This is a genomic window from Thiovibrio sp. Mzg5, assembly GCF_055379285.1.
This window is the reverse complement of sequence record NZ_AP022872.1, coordinates 1,978,200-1,993,726: the sequence shown is the minus strand read 5'-3', so window position 1 is coordinate 1,993,726 and position 15,527 is coordinate 1,978,200. Positions and strand designations below refer to the sequence as shown.

13 protein-coding genes are annotated in these 15,527 nt (G+C 58.9%); 12 read left to right on the top strand and 1 reads right to left on the bottom strand.

Annotation, left to right across the window (positions count from 1 at the left end; all coding sequences use genetic code 11):
- Nucleotides 1-85: 85 nt before the first annotated feature.
- On the bottom strand, nucleotides 86-1,870 hold the full coding sequence (gene typA / locus ACZ46D_RS09165) for a translational GTPase TypA (protein WP_464927133.1): 1,785 nt from the start codon (nucleotides 1,868-1,870) through the stop codon (nucleotides 86-88).
- Nucleotides 1,871-2,304: 434 nt separating this feature from the next.
- Between typA and mraZ the strand changes: the two genes are divergently transcribed.
- The 12 genes from mraZ to murB all read left to right on the top strand — a co-directional run bounded on the left by mraZ (nucleotide 2,305) and on the right by murB (nucleotide 15,511).
- Complete coding sequence (gene mraZ / locus ACZ46D_RS09160; RefSeq protein ID WP_464927132.1) at nucleotides 2,305-2,781, top strand: division/cell wall cluster transcriptional repressor MraZ; 477 nt, start codon at nucleotides 2,305-2,307, stop codon at nucleotides 2,779-2,781.
- Between the two features lie 6 nt (nucleotides 2,782-2,787).
- The gene (gene rsmH / locus ACZ46D_RS09155; protein WP_464927131.1) at nucleotides 2,788-3,675 is read left to right on the top strand and encodes a 16S rRNA (cytosine(1402)-N(4))-methyltransferase RsmH; all 888 of its coding nucleotides are present in this window, start codon (nucleotides 2,788-2,790) and stop codon (nucleotides 3,673-3,675) included.
- Between the two features lies 1 nt (nucleotide 3,676).
- Complete coding sequence (locus tag ACZ46D_RS09150; protein ID WP_464927130.1) at nucleotides 3,677-4,024, top strand: hypothetical protein; 348 nt, start codon at nucleotides 3,677-3,679, stop codon at nucleotides 4,022-4,024.
- Nucleotides 4,025-4,032: 8 nt separating this feature from the next.
- The gene (locus ACZ46D_RS09145) at nucleotides 4,033-6,042 is read left to right on the top strand and encodes a PASTA domain-containing protein (RefSeq protein ID WP_464927129.1); all 2,010 of its coding nucleotides are present in this window, start codon (nucleotides 4,033-4,035) and stop codon (nucleotides 6,040-6,042) included.
- Between the two features lie 22 nt (nucleotides 6,043-6,064).
- Nucleotides 6,065-7,660, top strand: a complete 1,596-nt coding sequence (locus ACZ46D_RS09140) for a UDP-N-acetylmuramoyl-L-alanyl-D-glutamate--2,6-diaminopimelate ligase (protein ID WP_464927128.1) — start codon at nucleotides 6,065-6,067, stop codon at nucleotides 7,658-7,660.
- Between the two features lie 83 nt (nucleotides 7,661-7,743).
- The gene (locus ACZ46D_RS09135) at nucleotides 7,744-9,195 is read left to right on the top strand and encodes a UDP-N-acetylmuramoyl-tripeptide--D-alanyl-D-alanine ligase (RefSeq protein ID WP_464927127.1); all 1,452 of its coding nucleotides are present in this window, start codon (nucleotides 7,744-7,746) and stop codon (nucleotides 9,193-9,195) included.
- Nucleotides 9,196-9,206: 11 nt separating this feature from the next.
- Nucleotides 9,207-10,286 carry a phospho-N-acetylmuramoyl-pentapeptide-transferase gene (gene mraY, locus ACZ46D_RS09130; RefSeq protein WP_464927126.1) on the top strand — a complete coding sequence of 360 codons (1,080 nt, stop codon included), beginning with the start codon at nucleotides 9,207-9,209 and terminating at the stop codon, nucleotides 10,284-10,286.
- Between the two features lie 22 nt (nucleotides 10,287-10,308).
- Nucleotides 10,309-11,733, top strand: coding sequence for a UDP-N-acetylmuramoyl-L-alanine--D-glutamate ligase (murD, locus tag ACZ46D_RS09125; protein WP_464927125.1), 1,425 nt, complete (start codon nucleotides 10,309-10,311; stop codon nucleotides 11,731-11,733).
- An 81-nt stretch (nucleotides 11,734-11,814) separates the two neighbouring features.
- On the top strand, nucleotides 11,815-12,006 hold the full coding sequence (locus ACZ46D_RS09120) for a hypothetical protein (protein ID WP_464927124.1): 192 nt from the start codon (nucleotides 11,815-11,817) through the stop codon (nucleotides 12,004-12,006).
- Nucleotides 12,007-12,027: 21 nt separating this feature from the next.
- The gene (gene murG, locus ACZ46D_RS09115) at nucleotides 12,028-13,104 is read left to right on the top strand and encodes an undecaprenyldiphospho-muramoylpentapeptide beta-N-acetylglucosaminyltransferase (RefSeq protein WP_464927123.1); all 1,077 of its coding nucleotides are present in this window, start codon (nucleotides 12,028-12,030) and stop codon (nucleotides 13,102-13,104) included.
- A 27-nt stretch (nucleotides 13,105-13,131) separates the two neighbouring features.
- Complete coding sequence (murC, locus tag ACZ46D_RS09110) at nucleotides 13,132-14,523, top strand: UDP-N-acetylmuramate--L-alanine ligase (RefSeq protein ID WP_464927122.1); 1,392 nt, start codon at nucleotides 13,132-13,134, stop codon at nucleotides 14,521-14,523.
- Nucleotides 14,510-15,511, top strand: coding sequence for a UDP-N-acetylmuramate dehydrogenase (gene murB / locus ACZ46D_RS09105; RefSeq protein WP_464927121.1), 1,002 nt, complete (start codon nucleotides 14,510-14,512; stop codon nucleotides 15,509-15,511). Before murC ends, murB begins: the two co-directional genes overlap by 14 nt.
- Nucleotides 15,512-15,527: the final 16 nt, after the last annotated feature.

The following is a 15,527-nucleotide window of genomic DNA, read 5'->3' as shown; positions in this document are numbered from 1 at the left end:
CAAATAAAAAAAGGCCCTGTCGGATGTTGTCCGACAGGGCCTTTTTTTATGGTGCCTCAAGAGAAGAGGGGAGCGTACGCCCTTCTTATTTCACGTTGAGCGATCTCTTCCGCAACCGGATGGTCTTGGGGGTCACTTCCACCAGTTCATCATCATTGATGTAGGCGATACAGTCTTCCAGGCTCATCTGCACCGGCGGCACAAGAACCACATTTTCATCGGAGCCGGAAGCGCGCATGTTGGTCAGCTTCTTGCCCTTGGCCGGATTGACCACCATGTCCTGGTTCCGGGCATTCTCGCCGATGATCTGGCCGGCATAGATCCTGTTGCCCGGGCCGAGGAACAAGCGGCCGCGATCCTGCAGGTTGAAAAGGGCGTAGGCCACGGTGGTGCAGGTATCCATGCTGATGAGGACCCCGTTGACCCGATTGATGATGTCTCCGGCATAGGGGCCGTATTCGGCAAAAACGTAGTTCATCATGCCCAATCCCTTGGTGGCGGTCATGAATTCGGAGCGGTAGCCCAGCAGACCCCGGGTGGGGATCTTGTAGACCAGCCGGTTCATGCCGTTTGCTTGGGTCATTTCCTGCATCTGGCCTCTGAGCATTCCCAGCCGTTCGATTACCGCCCCGGCGTACTGTTCGTCCACGTCAATGGTCAGTTCCTCGTAAGGCTCGAGGGTGACGCCGCCTTCCTGTTTCATGATGACCTGGGGGCGGGTAACCTGGAGCTCGAAACCCTCGCGGCGCATCTTTTCGATGAGGATGGAAAGATGCAGCTCGCCACGGCCGGCAACCACATAGCCGACGCCTTCCGTCATGGGTTCGACCCGGAGGGCCACGTCGGCAAGGGTCTCTTTTCGGAGCCGGTCCTCCAAATGGCGGGAGGTGACAAATTTTCCTTCCAACCCGGCAAAAGGCGAGTCGTTGGGGATAAAATTCATCGAGATGGTCGGCGGATCGATCTCGATCAGGGGCATCGGCATGGGGTTGTCCGCATCGGTGAAGGTCACGCCGACGGTAACGTCGTCCATGCCTGCCACGGCAACCAGCTCGCCGACCCCGGCCGTATCGGTGGACACCTTTTTGTCGGACTCAAAGCGGAAGATCTTGGTGAGCCGGGCAGGGGTTACGCTGCCGTCGCGCTTGACCACGGCAATGGGTTTGTTGATGCTCAGGGTGCCGTTTGTCACCTTGCCGATGCCGAGCCGTCCCAGATAGGGGGAATGGTCCAGGGAGCTGACCTGCATCTGCAGGGGCGCGTTCGGGTCGCCGGATGGCGGGGGTACATGGGCGACTATGAGCTGGGAGATCGGCTCCATGGTGGTGGATTCGTCGATGAGGTGATGCTTGGCGTAGCCCTGTTTGGCCGAGGCGTAGACCACCGGGAAATCCAGCAGGTGGTCCGGGGCCTCCAGCTTGACAAAGAGGTCGAAGACTTGGTCAACCACCCACTCGCAGCGGGCTGCGGGCTTGTCGATCTTGTTGATCACCACGATGATGCGCAACCCTGCGGCCAGCGCCTTTTTCAAAACAAAATAGGTCTGGGGCATGGGGCCTTCCTGGGCGTCCACCAGAAGAAGGCAGCCGTCCGCCATGCGCAGGACCCGTTCCACCTGGCCGCCGAAATCGGCGTGTCCAGGGGTGTCGATGATGTTGATCCAGTAATCCTTGTAGCAATAGGAGCCATTTTTGGCGGTGATGGTGATACCGCGTTCCTTTTCCAGATCCATGGAGTCCATGAGGCGTTCGGCGACTTCCTGGTTTTCCCGGAACATGCCGCTTTGCTGGAAAAGTTGGTCGACCAGGGTGGTTTTTCCATGGTCAACGTGGGCAATAATGGCGACGTTTCTGATTATGCTTTGATCCATAACTTTGTGACTTCCATAAAGAAGGGTTCGTTCCCGGTTGGGGAAAAAAAGAGGCACCTTAAATGAAAATCGGGGGAAAGGCAAGGAAAAACCAAAAAATCAGCAAGATAAAGAGGTGGATTAGGTCGCGGCATGGCCTCGGCGGGAGGGTTGCTTTTTTCTGGGGAAAATCTGGCTGGCGGTGAAATTTCACCCCACCTTGCCCCACAAAAAAATATTTGATTGGGTGGAATATGGGTAATCTTTCCATGCAATACTTTCTGTAGTGCTTGTCTTCCAAGTGGAGTCCATATGTAGTGTTTTTAATGCTTTAATTAAGGTGAAAGAATAAGCTGTTCCGCTTGTTTTTTCCTTGACACTGATCCGTCCTTTTCACTATAAGGGTACATAAAGTGGTGCAAAGTGGGTAATAGGGGAGCAAGAAGGAGCTGCGTGTGGTTGAAGGGAATGTGAAAAATCCAGTCTGTCGTTTCCGCAGTCGCTCCGAGCATGTCCTCGACGCGAAGGGCAGGCTGAATATCGCGACCCGGTTCCGCGAGTCCCTGCGCAGCCAGGGCGATGAGCGGCTCATGGTCATTCCCTGGCACAACTGTATCCGGGCCTATCCGTTGCCGCAATGGGAAGAGCTGGAGGCGGCCCTGTTGGCCCAAGGCCAGAAGAGCCCGGAAACGGTCAAGCTGATCCGGTACATGATCGGTGGTGCCGAAGAATGCGCCCTGGACAAGCAGGGCAGAATCCTGCTTCCCGCGACCTTGCGGGAAGATTGCCGCATCAAGAAGGAAATCGTCGCCAACGGCATGATTACCTATTTTGAAATCTGGGACAAGGAAGTCTGGGAGGCTGAGAACAAGCCGACCGCCGAGAATTTCCAGGATTTCGAGCAGGTTCTTCAGGAATTGGGGCTGTTCTGATCCGGTATGCAGCCATCTCATCTCCCGGTCATGCTCGAGGAAGTGGTCACCTGTCTGGCCCCGAAAGATGGAGGTCTGTATGTTGATGGCAATCTGGGCCTGGGCGGCCATACGGAAAGAATACTTGAGACCTGCGGTCCCAGCGGTCAGGTTGTGGGGTTTGACTGGGATGCTTCGGCTCTGACCCTGGCGCAGGAACGGCTGGCCCGGTATGCAGGCCGTGTCCGTTTCGTGCATGAAAATTTCACCTCGATAAAGGAGACCCTGATGGAGCTTGGCATTGGCACAATTGATGGCCTGCTGCTCGATCTGGGTCTTTCTTCTTTGCAGCTGGATGCAAGCGGTCGTGGTTTCAGCTTTAAAGGCAGCGAGCCGCTTGATATGCGGATGGACCAGCGCCAGACCACCACGGCCGCCGAGCTGGTCAACGAGGCCTCCGAGGAAGAGCTAGCGGATATTTTTTTCTACTATGGCGAAGAGCGCCAGGCGAGAAGGATTGCCGAAGAGATTGTCGCGGCACGGCGGAAAGAGAAGATTGTTTCCACCGATCAACTTGTCGCCCTGGTGGATCAGGCCATTCCCAAACGGTTCCATCCCAAGAAGATCCATGTGGCCACCAAGGTTTTTCAGGCCTTGCGCATCGCCGTAAACCGCGAACTTGACAGCCTTGAGCGGATTCTGGCCGATGGCGCCACCCTGCTCGCACCCGGCGCCAGATTTTGTGTCATCTCCTTCCATTCCCTGGAGGATCGCCTGGTAAAACAGGCTTTCCGGGAAAACCCCCTGCTTGAGGTAATCACCCCGAAGCCCCTGACCCCTGGCCGCGCTGAATGCCTGCGCAATCCCAGGGCAAGAAGCGCCAAGCTGCGGGTTGCGGCAAGAGGAAGCACCTGAGATGCGGGATTACGCTAAAAAATATTCCGGCGCGGGCGGCAACAGGCAAAGGGTCGCAGGCAAACGGGCGGGCGGCTCGGATCGGGGGGAGCGGCCGTTCAGGATTATTGGGGTAATAACGGTTGTCGCCATGCTGCTGGGTGTCGTCAGTAGTCTCTGGTTCGGCGCTGCGTTACGGGATGGCCTCGGCAGGCTTGACAAGGGCAGGCAGGAAAAAGTCGAACTCACCGCTGCCAATGTGGCGCTCTCCGCGGAAAAAGAAGCGCTGCTGCAACAGGAAAAAATTGAAGCTGCGGCAGGGGGGCTGGGATTGTTCCCGCCTTCCGAAAAGCAGATGAGAAGGCCATAGGGCCCGGCATGAAGAAGCGGGCAATTGAGGGAAGAGACCGGCGGCCGGCCCTGGTGGGCGGATTTCTTTTGCTTCTGGCGATAGTGTTTGCGGTGGTGGCCATCAGAAGTCAGTTTTTTGGCGACAGCGGTCAGCAGACCCAGAGCGACGGGCAAAAAGAGGAACAGGTCAGCGCCGTCACCGGTGGTGGTCGGAGAAATATTTATGACCGGAACTTCATGGAGCTGGCAGTGAGCTTTCAGCGGAGTTCTTTATATGCAAGGCCTTTGGAGCTTGAGGCGCCCGAGGAAGTTGCCCGTGCGGTCGCAAAAATTCTCGAACTGGATGAGAAAAATATTCTTTCAGCCCTGAAGGGGGAAAGAAGTTTTGCCTGGCTTGGCAGGGATTTATCCCGGGAGAAAGCGGTGAAAATTGCCGATCTCAACCTGAAAGGGGTCTACCGTATCAACCAGGTGCAGAGGTTTTATCCGGGAAACCAGTTGGGCGCCCATGTCATTGGTTTTTTAAAGGATGAACAGGGGTTGGCCGGGGTCGAGTTTTATTATGACAGTGTGCTGCGGGGCGGCGGGGTGTACGATCCCAGACTGGCTGCGGCCGGGGTGAGCAGGAAAATAGCCGAGGGGAGCGACAGCGCCAGCCTTATCCTGACCATTGATATCCACCTGCAGAACATTTTGGAGCAAAAGCTGAAAGCCCTTGTCGGCAGCACGGGAGCCAAAGGTGGGGTGGCTGTGCTCATGGCCCCGGATACCGGGGAGATTATCGGGTTGGCCAGTCTGCCGGACTATGATCCCAATCGATTTTGGGAATTCAGCGCCGAGGCGCGGCGGAACCGGGCTGTGGAAGATATTCTTGACCTTGGTGCCATGGACCGGTTGTTCCAGGCAGCGGCGATCATGGATAACAGGAGCGCTCAGGAAAAAAGCGGGGTGCCGGCAAGCGAAGCAGGCCCGGTGGCAGGGCAGGAGCCGGAAGCGGTTCAGCGGGCTGCCTGGAATCTGGTGCAGGATGGCAGGTATATTTCCCCGGAGGGGGTTGGCTTTGGGCAGACCGTGGTGGGCCGTGACGAGTTCAATGCTTTTTCAGACAAAATCGGCTTGACCGTCAAGGGCGAGGTGGACTTGCCCGAGGCGTTGTTTGCCTTAAAGGATGTGCATGTCGGCCCGGCGAATAAGACCGTCGCGATTCCGGTGGGAAATCCCCCGGAATCGGCAAAGGCCATGGTCCCGCGCGCTGAAAAAGATTTTGGTCCGACAGCAACCCCTCTGGCGTTGCTGTCGGCATTTTGCCGGTTGTTTAACGGAGGTCAGGTGATGACCCCCCATGTGCTCCGTGCTGTCTGGCAGGATGAGCAGGTGTGGGATGTGCCGGTCCGGCAGGGAATTGGGGAGTTTGTCGTGCGACCCGAGGTAAGTACTGGCATGCGCAGCGAAATGAAAAAGGCTGCTGGGGCTGGCCGGACTAATTTTGTCATCGAATCGCTGCTGCAAAAAAATCTTGCTCCGCAGAACCAGGCGCAGCCGGGAAAAGAGGGCGGCGAAAATGCGGGCCCGGGCCAGCCGGTAATGGAGAGTATTCTCCTGGGCATGGCCCCGTTGGAACACCCTGAAATTGCCATGATTGTTGTGCTTGAGGGTGCTCATATCGACCCGTTGGCCAAGTCGCCGGTTCGGGATTTTGCGGAAGAGATGATGCCGCAGGCCAGAACTGCTCTCCAGAACAAGGTGAAGCCCCCCACCGCCAGGGAGTTGGCGGTACGGGAAACCGGTTACTACAAAAAAATGGAAATGATTCAAGCCAAATCCACCCTGCCCGCCGCTTTGGTCCAAGGGCCGCAGGGGCTCGTCATGCCCGATGTGCGGGGGTTGAGCGGGCGCAAGGCGATGCAGGTTCTGCAACCGTATGGGGTGCGGTTGCAGATCATCGGCTCGGGGCAGGTGGCAAGCCAGTATCCCCTGGCCGGTGCAGCCTTGCGGGGCGTTGAACAATGTGTGTTGCACCTGAAAACGATGCAGTAAGGGAAGAAGCCGGGTACTGGACATGGGAAAAAATAACAACCTTGCCGCAGTATCTTTACGGGAAATGGCCGAGGAGATGGAAATCGTGAACCTGGACAGGCTACAGGACAAAACGATACGCAGCATCACCGCCGACTCCCGCCAGGCTGGGCCGGGGGCGTTGTTTGTTGCGATCCCTGGGCTGACCGTGGATGGCCATGACTACCTGGAGGCGGCCGTAAAAAAAGGGTGCGCCGCCGTGCTGGTGGGCAAGGGGCGCTGCCGGGGCTGGAAGCATGCCAAGGTCGCTTGTCTCGAAGTTGCCGATACGCCAAAGGCCCTGGGGCAGGCGGCGGCCAGTTTCCATGGCCAGCCGGCCCGGCGGATGCTGATGATCGGCATCACCGGCACCAACGGCAAGACCACGACCACCTATCTGCTGGAGTCGATCATCCGCCGGGCCGGAGGCAACCCCGGGGTGATCGGCACCGTGAATTATCGGTACAACGCGGTGGAAATTCCCGCCCCGTTTACCACCCCTGATCCGGTGAGTCTGCACCGGATCCTGGCGGAGATGGCGGAGAACGGCGTTACCCATGTGATCATGGAGACCTCCTCCCATGCCCTTGAGCAAAAACGGGTGGCCGGCATCTTTTTCGATGCGGCGCTCTTTACCAATTTGAGCCGGGACCACCTTGATTTTCATGGGGATATGGCCAGTTACTTTGCGAGCAAAAAGATGCTCTTTACCGAGTACCTGAAACAGGACGGCAAGGCGGTGGTTATCTGCGACGAGCGGGATGATGCCGGCGCCGACTGGGGCAGGCGTCTGCTGGCTGACCTGCGGGCAGACAAATCCTTGGGCTACACGGGGAAAAAAGGGCGGACCCTGCTGGACTGCGGTTTTAGCGGGACCACGGTGGCCGTACGAGAGGCTCGGGAGAGTCTGGCCGGAACGGTGGCCTCTCTGGCAACTCCGGCCGGGGAATTGCAGGTCCGTTCCGATCTGGTTGGCACCTTCAACCTGAAGAATCTTCTCGGTGCGGTCGGGGTGGCAGTGGCCTTACGGATTTCCGGGGAAGAGATTGTTGCCGGGCTGGCGCAAGCCCAGGCCGCGCCCGGACGCTTGGAGCGGGTTCAGGCCCCCGCCGGGGTCAGCGTTTTTGTTGATTTTGCCCACTCCCCGGATGCGCTGGCCAATGTGCTGCAGACCATGCGCCGCCTCACCAAGGGCCGTCTGATCGTGATTTTCGGCTGCGGCGGAGACCGCGACCGCGGGAAACGGCCATTGATGGGCAAGGTTGCCGGGGCGATGGCCGATGTGGTGGTGCTTACTTCGGATAATCCGCGCAGTGAAAGGTCTGCCGATATCCTGCGGGACATTGAGGCGGGGATTTTGGAAACCACTTTGCCGCGCCTGCGGATTGAGGCGCTCCTGGCGCGGGGAGCAATGCAGGGCTACGACATTATCCCCTCCCGCCGGGAGGCGATCAGGGAAACCATCCGCCATGCCCAGCCAGGCGATGTGGTGCTGCTATGCGGCAAGGGGCACGAGACCTATCAGATAACCCCGGAGGGGAGATTTTTTTTCGATGACAGGCTTGAAGCCGCAGCCCAGGCTGCGGTGCTCAACTGGTAATGGTCGGAAGAAGTAGTCAAGCTCTCTAAAGAGGGGGATGGGTGATGGATTTGGCAATGGTGCGGAGAACAGGTGCTTGCGGTATGAAAAACGGAAGAACGGAAAAGAATCCTGGCTCTGGCCCCATGCAGAATCCGGTCTGGACGCTGTCCCAGGTTCTTTTGGCCACGGGGGGCAGGTTTCTTTCCGGCCGGACTGCGGCGGGATTTCGCCGGGTCTGCACGGACAGCCGGGCCATTGAACCGGGTGATCTGTTCGTGGCCCTGCGCGGAGAGACCTTTGACGGCCATATGTATCTTGCGCAAGCCGTGGAAAAAGGGGCTGCCGGGCTGGTGGTCGATATGGTGCCCGAGAAGATGCCGCCGGTGCCCGTAGTGTTGGTAACCGACACCCTTCGCGCCCTCGGGGATCTGGCCGCCTACCGGAGATCGCTGATGCCGGATCTGCAGGTGGTGGCGATGACCGGAAGCTGCGGCAAGACCACGGTCAAGGAGATGATTGCGGCGATCCTGAGCAGGGAATACAACGTGCTGAAGACCCAAGGCAACTTTAACAACCTGATCGGGCTGCCGCTTTCCCTGCTGCCGGTGGAATTTCACCATGATTTCGCGGTGATGGAAATGGGCATGAACCAGCCCGGAGAGATCGCCAGGCTCACCGAAATCGCGGACCCGGACATCGCCTGCATCACCAATGTTCAGGATGCCCATCTTGCGGGCTTAAGCGACATCTCCGGGGTGGCCAAGGCCAAGGGCGAGCTCTTTGCCGGGATCAAGGCCTGGGGCAAGCTGGTGGTCAACATCGATGACAAAAGGGTGCGGGGCATAGCCCGGCGCTGCAGTCAGAAAAAAATTACCTTTGGCCGCAGCCCCAAGGCGGATATCCGCAGCCTGCGGTTGCGCAGCCTGGGTGAACGCGGCATGGCCTTTACCTTGCAAATCGGCACCAACGAGGCCCGGGTGAAGATCCGGGGCTTGGGGGCGCATAATGTCCAGAACGCCCTGGCTGCGGCGGGCATGGCCCATGCGGCAGGGGTGAAGTTTGCCGATATCGTGGCCGGGCTGGAGAGCTTTACCCCCTTTGCAAACCGGCTCCAGGTGCAGAAGCTCACCGGCGGAATCAGGCTGGTGAACGACGCCTACAATGCCAACCCCTCTTCCGTGCTGGCTGCCCTTGAGACCCTGCACCACATGGACCGTACCCATAAAAAGGTGGTCATCCTGGGCGACATGCTGGAACTCGGGGCACAGAGTGTTGCGGCCCATCAGGCCATTGGCCGAGAGGTGGCTCGGCTCGGCTTCGACACCTTGCTGGCGGTGGGGGAATTTGCCGAACCCTTGGTTAACGCGGCCTGGAAAGCTGGGATGAACAGGAAGAAGGCCATGTTTTTTGCCAACAAGGAAGAGATCAGCAACTGGTTGCGCCAAGGTATCGCTGCCGGGGCCCTGCAACCGGGGGACTGGGTTTTGGTCAAGGGCTCGCGCGGGATGCGGATGGAAACAATCACTCACGATCTGCTTGAGAAGCAGGGCTAAGGACAACCACCATGCTCTATCATCTTCTCTATCCGCTCCACACCTACTTCAGCGCGCTGAATGTTTTTCGCTATATCACCTTCCGCGCCATCGGCGCCACGCTGACCGCATTTATTATCATGCTGCTGGTGAGCAACAGGTTCATCCGCATGATGCAGGAAAACCAGATCGGTCAGGTGGTGCGGGACGACGGCCCGGCCAGCCATTTCAGCAAGCGGGGGGTCCCCACCATGGGTGGGCTGCTCATCCTGTTTGCCGTGACGGTGACCACCCTGCTCTGGGTTGATTTGTATAATTCCTTTGTCTGGATCATTCTCGGGGTGACCCTCTGGTTCGGAGCAATCGGCGCGTATGACGACTACCGCAAGATAAAAAAGCAGAACAGCAAGGGGTTGAGTGCCCGGGGCAAGATCTTCTGGCAGATTCTCGGCGCTTTAGTGGCGGGATTGCTCATCTATTTCAACCCGGATTTTGACGGGCACTTGAGCTTCCCGTTTTTGAAAAATATCCAGCCCGACCTGGGCACCTTCTACGTGGTTTTCGCTACCCTGGTGGTGGTCGGTGCCTCCAACGCCGTGAATCTCACCGACGGTCTTGACGGGCTGGCCACCGGTCCCACGGTGGTGACGAGCAGTGTCTATCTGCTCTTCTCCTACCTGGCCGGGCATGCCGGGTTGGCGGCATACCTGCAGATCCCCTATGTGCCGGGGGCCGGCGAGGTTGCCGTTTTCTGCGGCGCCCTGGTGGGGGCCAGCCTTGGTTTTCTCTGGTTCAATGCCTACCCGGCCCAGATTTTCATGGGCGATGTGGGCTCCCTGAGCATGGGGGCCGCTCTTGGTATGGTGGCGATCATCATCAAGCAGGAGATGCTGCTGGCCATTGTCGGTGGGGTTTTTGTCATGGAAGCGCTTTCGGTCATCCTCCAGGTGGGTTTTTTCAAGATGACCGGCGGAAAAAGGATCTTTCTCATGGCTCCGTTTCATCACCATTTCGAGAAGAAGGGCTGGACAGAGCCCAAGGTCGTGGTCCGGTTCTGGATTGTTTCCATTGTCCTGGGCTTGAGCGCCCTGGCGACCTTGAAGTTGCGTTAGGAAAATAGAGGAAGATGAAAGGATGAACAGGAACCTCAAGGAAATACTGCAGCCGGGAGCCCACGTGGTGGTGGTGGGCCTTGGCAAGTCCGGTGTTTCCGCAGTGCGTTTCCTGCTCAATCTTGGCGTAAAAATATCGGTTTCAGAGGGTGGCCGTCAGGAGAACCTTGAAGGAGACTTGGTTCGGTGGCTGAAGGAGAAAGGAGTTTTTGTAGAAACTGGCGGCCATACCTCTGAGCTTTTAACTTCGGCAGATTGCATTCTCGTTAGTCCGGGCGTACCGCTGGGGATCGCGCCCCTTGCGGAGGCACAGCAAAAAGGGATTCCGGTGGTGGGCGAGCTGGCCCTGGCCAAGGATTTTCTAAAAGGTGCGTTGGTGGCGGTGACCGGCACCAACGGCAAGAGCACGGTCACCACCCTGATCGGTGATTTGCTCAAAGGCAGCGGCAAGAAGGTCTTTGTGGGCGGCAATCTCGGCACCCCCCTGGCCGAGTATCTCGCCGGGCCCCAGGATTGTGAGGCGGTGGTGCTTGAGGTGAGCAGTTTCCAACTCGACAGCGGTGGGGAGTTTCGGCCCCGGGTTGGGGTGCTGCTGAACATCACCCCGGACCATCTGGATCGGTATGCCTCCTACGAGGCCTATGTCGAGTCCAAGATGTCGCTCTTTAAAAACCAGCAGCCCGGCGATGTGGCGGTGGTCAACGGGGACGATCCTGTCATTGCCCGATGGCTTGGCAAAGAGGCAAAGGGGCAAAGCCCCTGGCCGCTGCGGGGAGAAATCCGGCAATACCGCTCCAGCAAAGCGACCGGGGTGGCAGCATATCTCAGCGGGACCAAGGTTCGCCTTGCCGCGGAGGGCGGAGCAGGCAAGGAAATCGAGGAGTACGAATTGGCGGGAACCCCGCTTGCCCAGGCGCCAAACAGCGAAAATGCCATGGCGGCGATTCTCGCGGCCCGGGCCATGGGGTGCAGCCCGACGGATATCCGGAAAAGTCTGGCCGGCTTCGCCCCGCTGCCGCACCGGCTGGCCCTGGTGGCGGAGATCGGAGGCATCACCTACTACGACGATTCCAAGGCCACCAATGTCGGCGCGGTCTATTCCGCCCTGGGCGGCATGCAACAGCCGGTGGTGCTCATCGCCGGCGGGCGGGACAAGGGCGGTGGCTACGAGATGCTGCTCCCCCTGGTAAAGGAAAAGGTCAGGGCCATGGTCCTGATTGGCGAGGCAAAGGAGGCAATTGCCAAGGCCTTTGCCAAGAGCACCCGGATCGCCTTTGCCGCGGAAATGGACGAGGCGGTACAGCTGGCCAGTTCAATGGCGGAGAAGGGCGACGCGGTGCTGCTGTCTCCGGCCTGCGCAAGTTTTGACATGTTCAGAAGCTACAGCCATCGGGGGGAGGTATTCACCCAGGCTGTCGGCAGGTTGGGGCGGCAGGAAGCGCGATAGCGCAACGGCCGAAAAAACGTCCGGCAGGTCTGGTGTCTGAGGGGCACGGCTTGGGGGCGACAACAAGGCGAGGACGGGTTGATGCAAACAGTGTGCTGTGTGTGCCGAAAAACCAAGAGTCAGGCCGGTTGGATCCAGGGACAGGCCGGCAAGGAAGCAAGGATTTCCCATGGCTATTGCCCGGACTGTTTTCACCAGACCATGGAACGGGCGCAAGACTGGCTCCTGGCGAGAAATGGCGGCAACCGCGGCTTGGCCGCCTGCGGCCGATAGATAAGGATTGGGTGACTGTCCATGCGGATGATCGTGACCGGAGGAGGAACAGGAGGGCATCTTTTCCCCGGCATTGCCGTGGCCGAAGAGATGCTGCGCCGGTTTCCCCAAGGCAAGATCCTCTTTGTCAGCACGGACCGTGCCATTGACAACAAGACCTTGGCTGGGCGCTCTTTTGAAAAGAAGGCCATCGCCTGCCTGCCCTTGAAGGGAAAATCCCTATGGGGAACACTCAAGAGTATGGCCCAGCTCCCCATCAGCCTCTGGCAGGCATTGCGGATCGTGCGCGCCTTTAAGCCGCAGCTGGTTTTGGGGGTGGGCGGCTATGTGACCGGGCCGGTGGTGCTGGCGGCAAGACTCATGGGGGTGAAGACCTGCATCCATGAGCAGAATTCAATTCCGGGAATGGCCAACAGGATGCTTGGAAAAATCGTTGACCAGGTATATATTTCCATCCCCGGCTCCGAGGGGTTTTTCCCCAAGGGGAAAGCGGTGCTCACCGGAAATCCGGTGCGGGCGGAGCTGCTCGAGACGGTAGGCCAGCAGACAAGTCAGGCCGCAGGCAAAACAGTGCTGGTGCTGGGGGGCAGTCAGGGCGCGCACCGGGTCAATGCTCTGATGGTGGAGGCCTTGAGCCCGAACCTCTCCGGCGGCGCGGTTCAGGTCCGGCACCAGACGGGAAACAGCGATGAAGCATGGGTACGAAAGGCTTACGCTGAGGCCGGGGTTACCGCCCAGGTTTCTTCCTTTATTAATGATATGGCAACGGCGTACCGGGAAGCGGATCTTGTTGTCTCGCGGGCTGGGGCAACTACCTTGGCAGAGCTGGCGGTATTGGGCAAGCCGGCCATTTTGATCCCTTACCCCTATGCCGCGGATGATCATCAGACGACCAACGCGGCTTACTTGGTGCAAGGCGGGGCAGCCCTGATGTTTCAGGAACGGGAGCTTGATGGCGCAAAACTGCGGGCGGAGATTCTGGGGCTTATAAACGATGCCCCCCGCTTGCAGGATATGGGCGCGCGGATGCAACAGTTCGCCCGGCCGGAGGCGACCGAGGCCATTGTGGAAAAGAGCATGGAGCTGTTGGCCGCCTGAGCGACCACGGATTAAGGACAAAAGTACATGTATAAGAAAACACAACATATCCATTTCGTGGGCATCGGCGGCATCGGCATGAGCGGCATTGCCGAGTTGCTTTTGAACCTCGGCTATACCGTGAGCGGCTCCGACCTGCGGGAGACCGAAATCACCCGGCGTCTGACGGGTTTGGGCGGCAAGGTGCACACCGGGCATCAGGGTCAGTGGATTGCCGGGGCGGACGTAGTGGTGACCTCTTCGGCCGTGCGGGAAAATAACCCGGAAGTCGAAGCGGCCCGCGCCGCCCATATCCCGGTCATCCCCAGGGCGGAGATGCTGGCCGAACTCATGCGCCTCAAAAAGTATGGCATCGCCGTGGCCGGCAGCCATGGGAAAACCACCACCACCTCCATGGTCGGCTGGCTGCTGGCCGAGGCAGGCCTTGATCCAACGGTGGTGATCGGCGGCAAGGTGAACAGCCTGGGCACCAACGCCAAACTTGGCGAGGGGGAGTTCCTGGTTGCCGAGGCGGACGAGTCGGACGGCTCCTTTTTGAAGCTCTCCCCGGTGCTTGAGATTGTAACCAATATCGACCTGGAGCATCTGGACCATTACCAGGATATCGAAGAGATCAAGGCGGCCTTCCTGGAGTTCATCGAGAAGCTTCCCTTTTATGGGGCGGCGGTGGTCTGTCTGGATGATGCCAATGTCGCTTCGGTCCTGGCCCAGATCCGAAAAAGGGTTATTACCTACGGCCTGACCAGTCAGGCCGATGTCCATGCCCGGGCCGTGGTAGCCCATGGCCTGACCTCGGTTTTTGAGGTTTGCCGGAATACGGAGGTGTTGGGGGAGATAACCCTCAATATCCCTGGCCAGCATAATGTCTACAACGCCTTGGCAGCCATCACCGTGGCCCTGGAGTTGGATATCCCCTTCGGGGTCATTCAAAACGCCCTGAAAACCTTCAGCGGGGTTCAGCGGCGGTTGCAGATCAAGGGGGAGGCAGGTGGGGTCATGGTCATTGATGATTACGGCCACCATCCCACCGAGATTCGGGCAACCCTGGCGGCCATGCGCTCGGCCTGGCCGAGAAGACGGCTGATCGTCATGTTCCAGCCCCACCGTTACACGCGGACTGCCGGATTGTTCAAGGAATTCAGTACCGCCTTTCATGAGGCGGATGTCTTGTTGCTCACCGAGATCTACGCGGCGAGCGAGACCCCCATCGAGGGAATAAGCGGCTCGGCGCTGTTGCAGGAAATCAAGCTGCACGGCCAGAAAAACGCCCATTTTGTCGCGGAGGTTGAATCCTTGGCCCATACGGTAAGGGCTATGGTGCAGCCGGACGATATTGTCCTGACACTGGGCGCGGGCAACATCTACCAGGCCGGTGAGGAACTCTTGCAGAAACTGGAGCAGGGGCATGCTGCCTGCTAGGGTCTGCAACCTGCAAGAGAGCCCCGGCAGGGGTGAGGTCTTGAAATTCCGGGGGCAGAAGCCGATGGACAAAGGACTGGACAACTGGGCGGAGCAATTGCGTGATCTCTGGCCCGGCGAGATCGAATGGGACAGCCCCATGGCCCGTTGGTGTACCCTGCAAGTGGGCGGTCCGGCCAGAGCCGTGGCTACTCCGGCCAGCCGGGAAGAATTACAGAGCCTTCTCGCCGTATTGGCGAAACTGGGCGTTTGCTGGCGGGTCATTGGCCGGGGCAGCAACCTGTTGGTTGCCGATGCGGGTTATGATGGAGTTATTGTCATGCTGGGCCGGAAGTTCGCGGCTATCGAACAGCTGGCCGGGGAAAAGGACGGCGAGGCCAGGGTCCAGGTTGAGGCCGGATGCAGTCTGATGAAGCTGGTTAACTGGTGCGCTGCCCAGGGCTTAGAGGGCCTGGAATTTGCTGCAGGCATCCCGGGTTCGGTGGGCGGGGCGGTGGTCATGAACGCCGGCGCCTGGGGCAAGGAGATGAGCGAACCCCTGTCTGCGGTGACTTTTTTGTGCACCTCTGGAGAGTTGGTGGAAAGAAAAAAAGCCGACCTGGACTTTTCGTATCGGCATCTGGAAACAGAGGGGATGATTGCGGTGGCTGCGGAGTTTTTGTTGCAGGTCGGGGATCGGCAGGCCATTGAAAGAAGATGCGCTCAGTTGATGCGCGACCGGAAAGAAAAGCAGCCGCAGGGTTTGGCCAATGCCGGTTCGTTTTTTAAAAATCCCGCAGGTTTGCCCGCGGCCGGAAAGCTCATCCAGGATGCCGGGTTAAAGGGCCTTACTGTGGGCGGCGCCGAGGTTTCCGAGGTCCATGCCAATTTCCTGGTGAATACCGGTTCGGCCACAGCCCAGGATTTTCTGGACCTGATGCGGCTGGTGCAGGAAAAGGTTTTTGAGCGGTTCGGGGTCCGGCTGGAGCCGGAAGTTCACCTCCTGTAAGCGGGAAGAAAAAAGG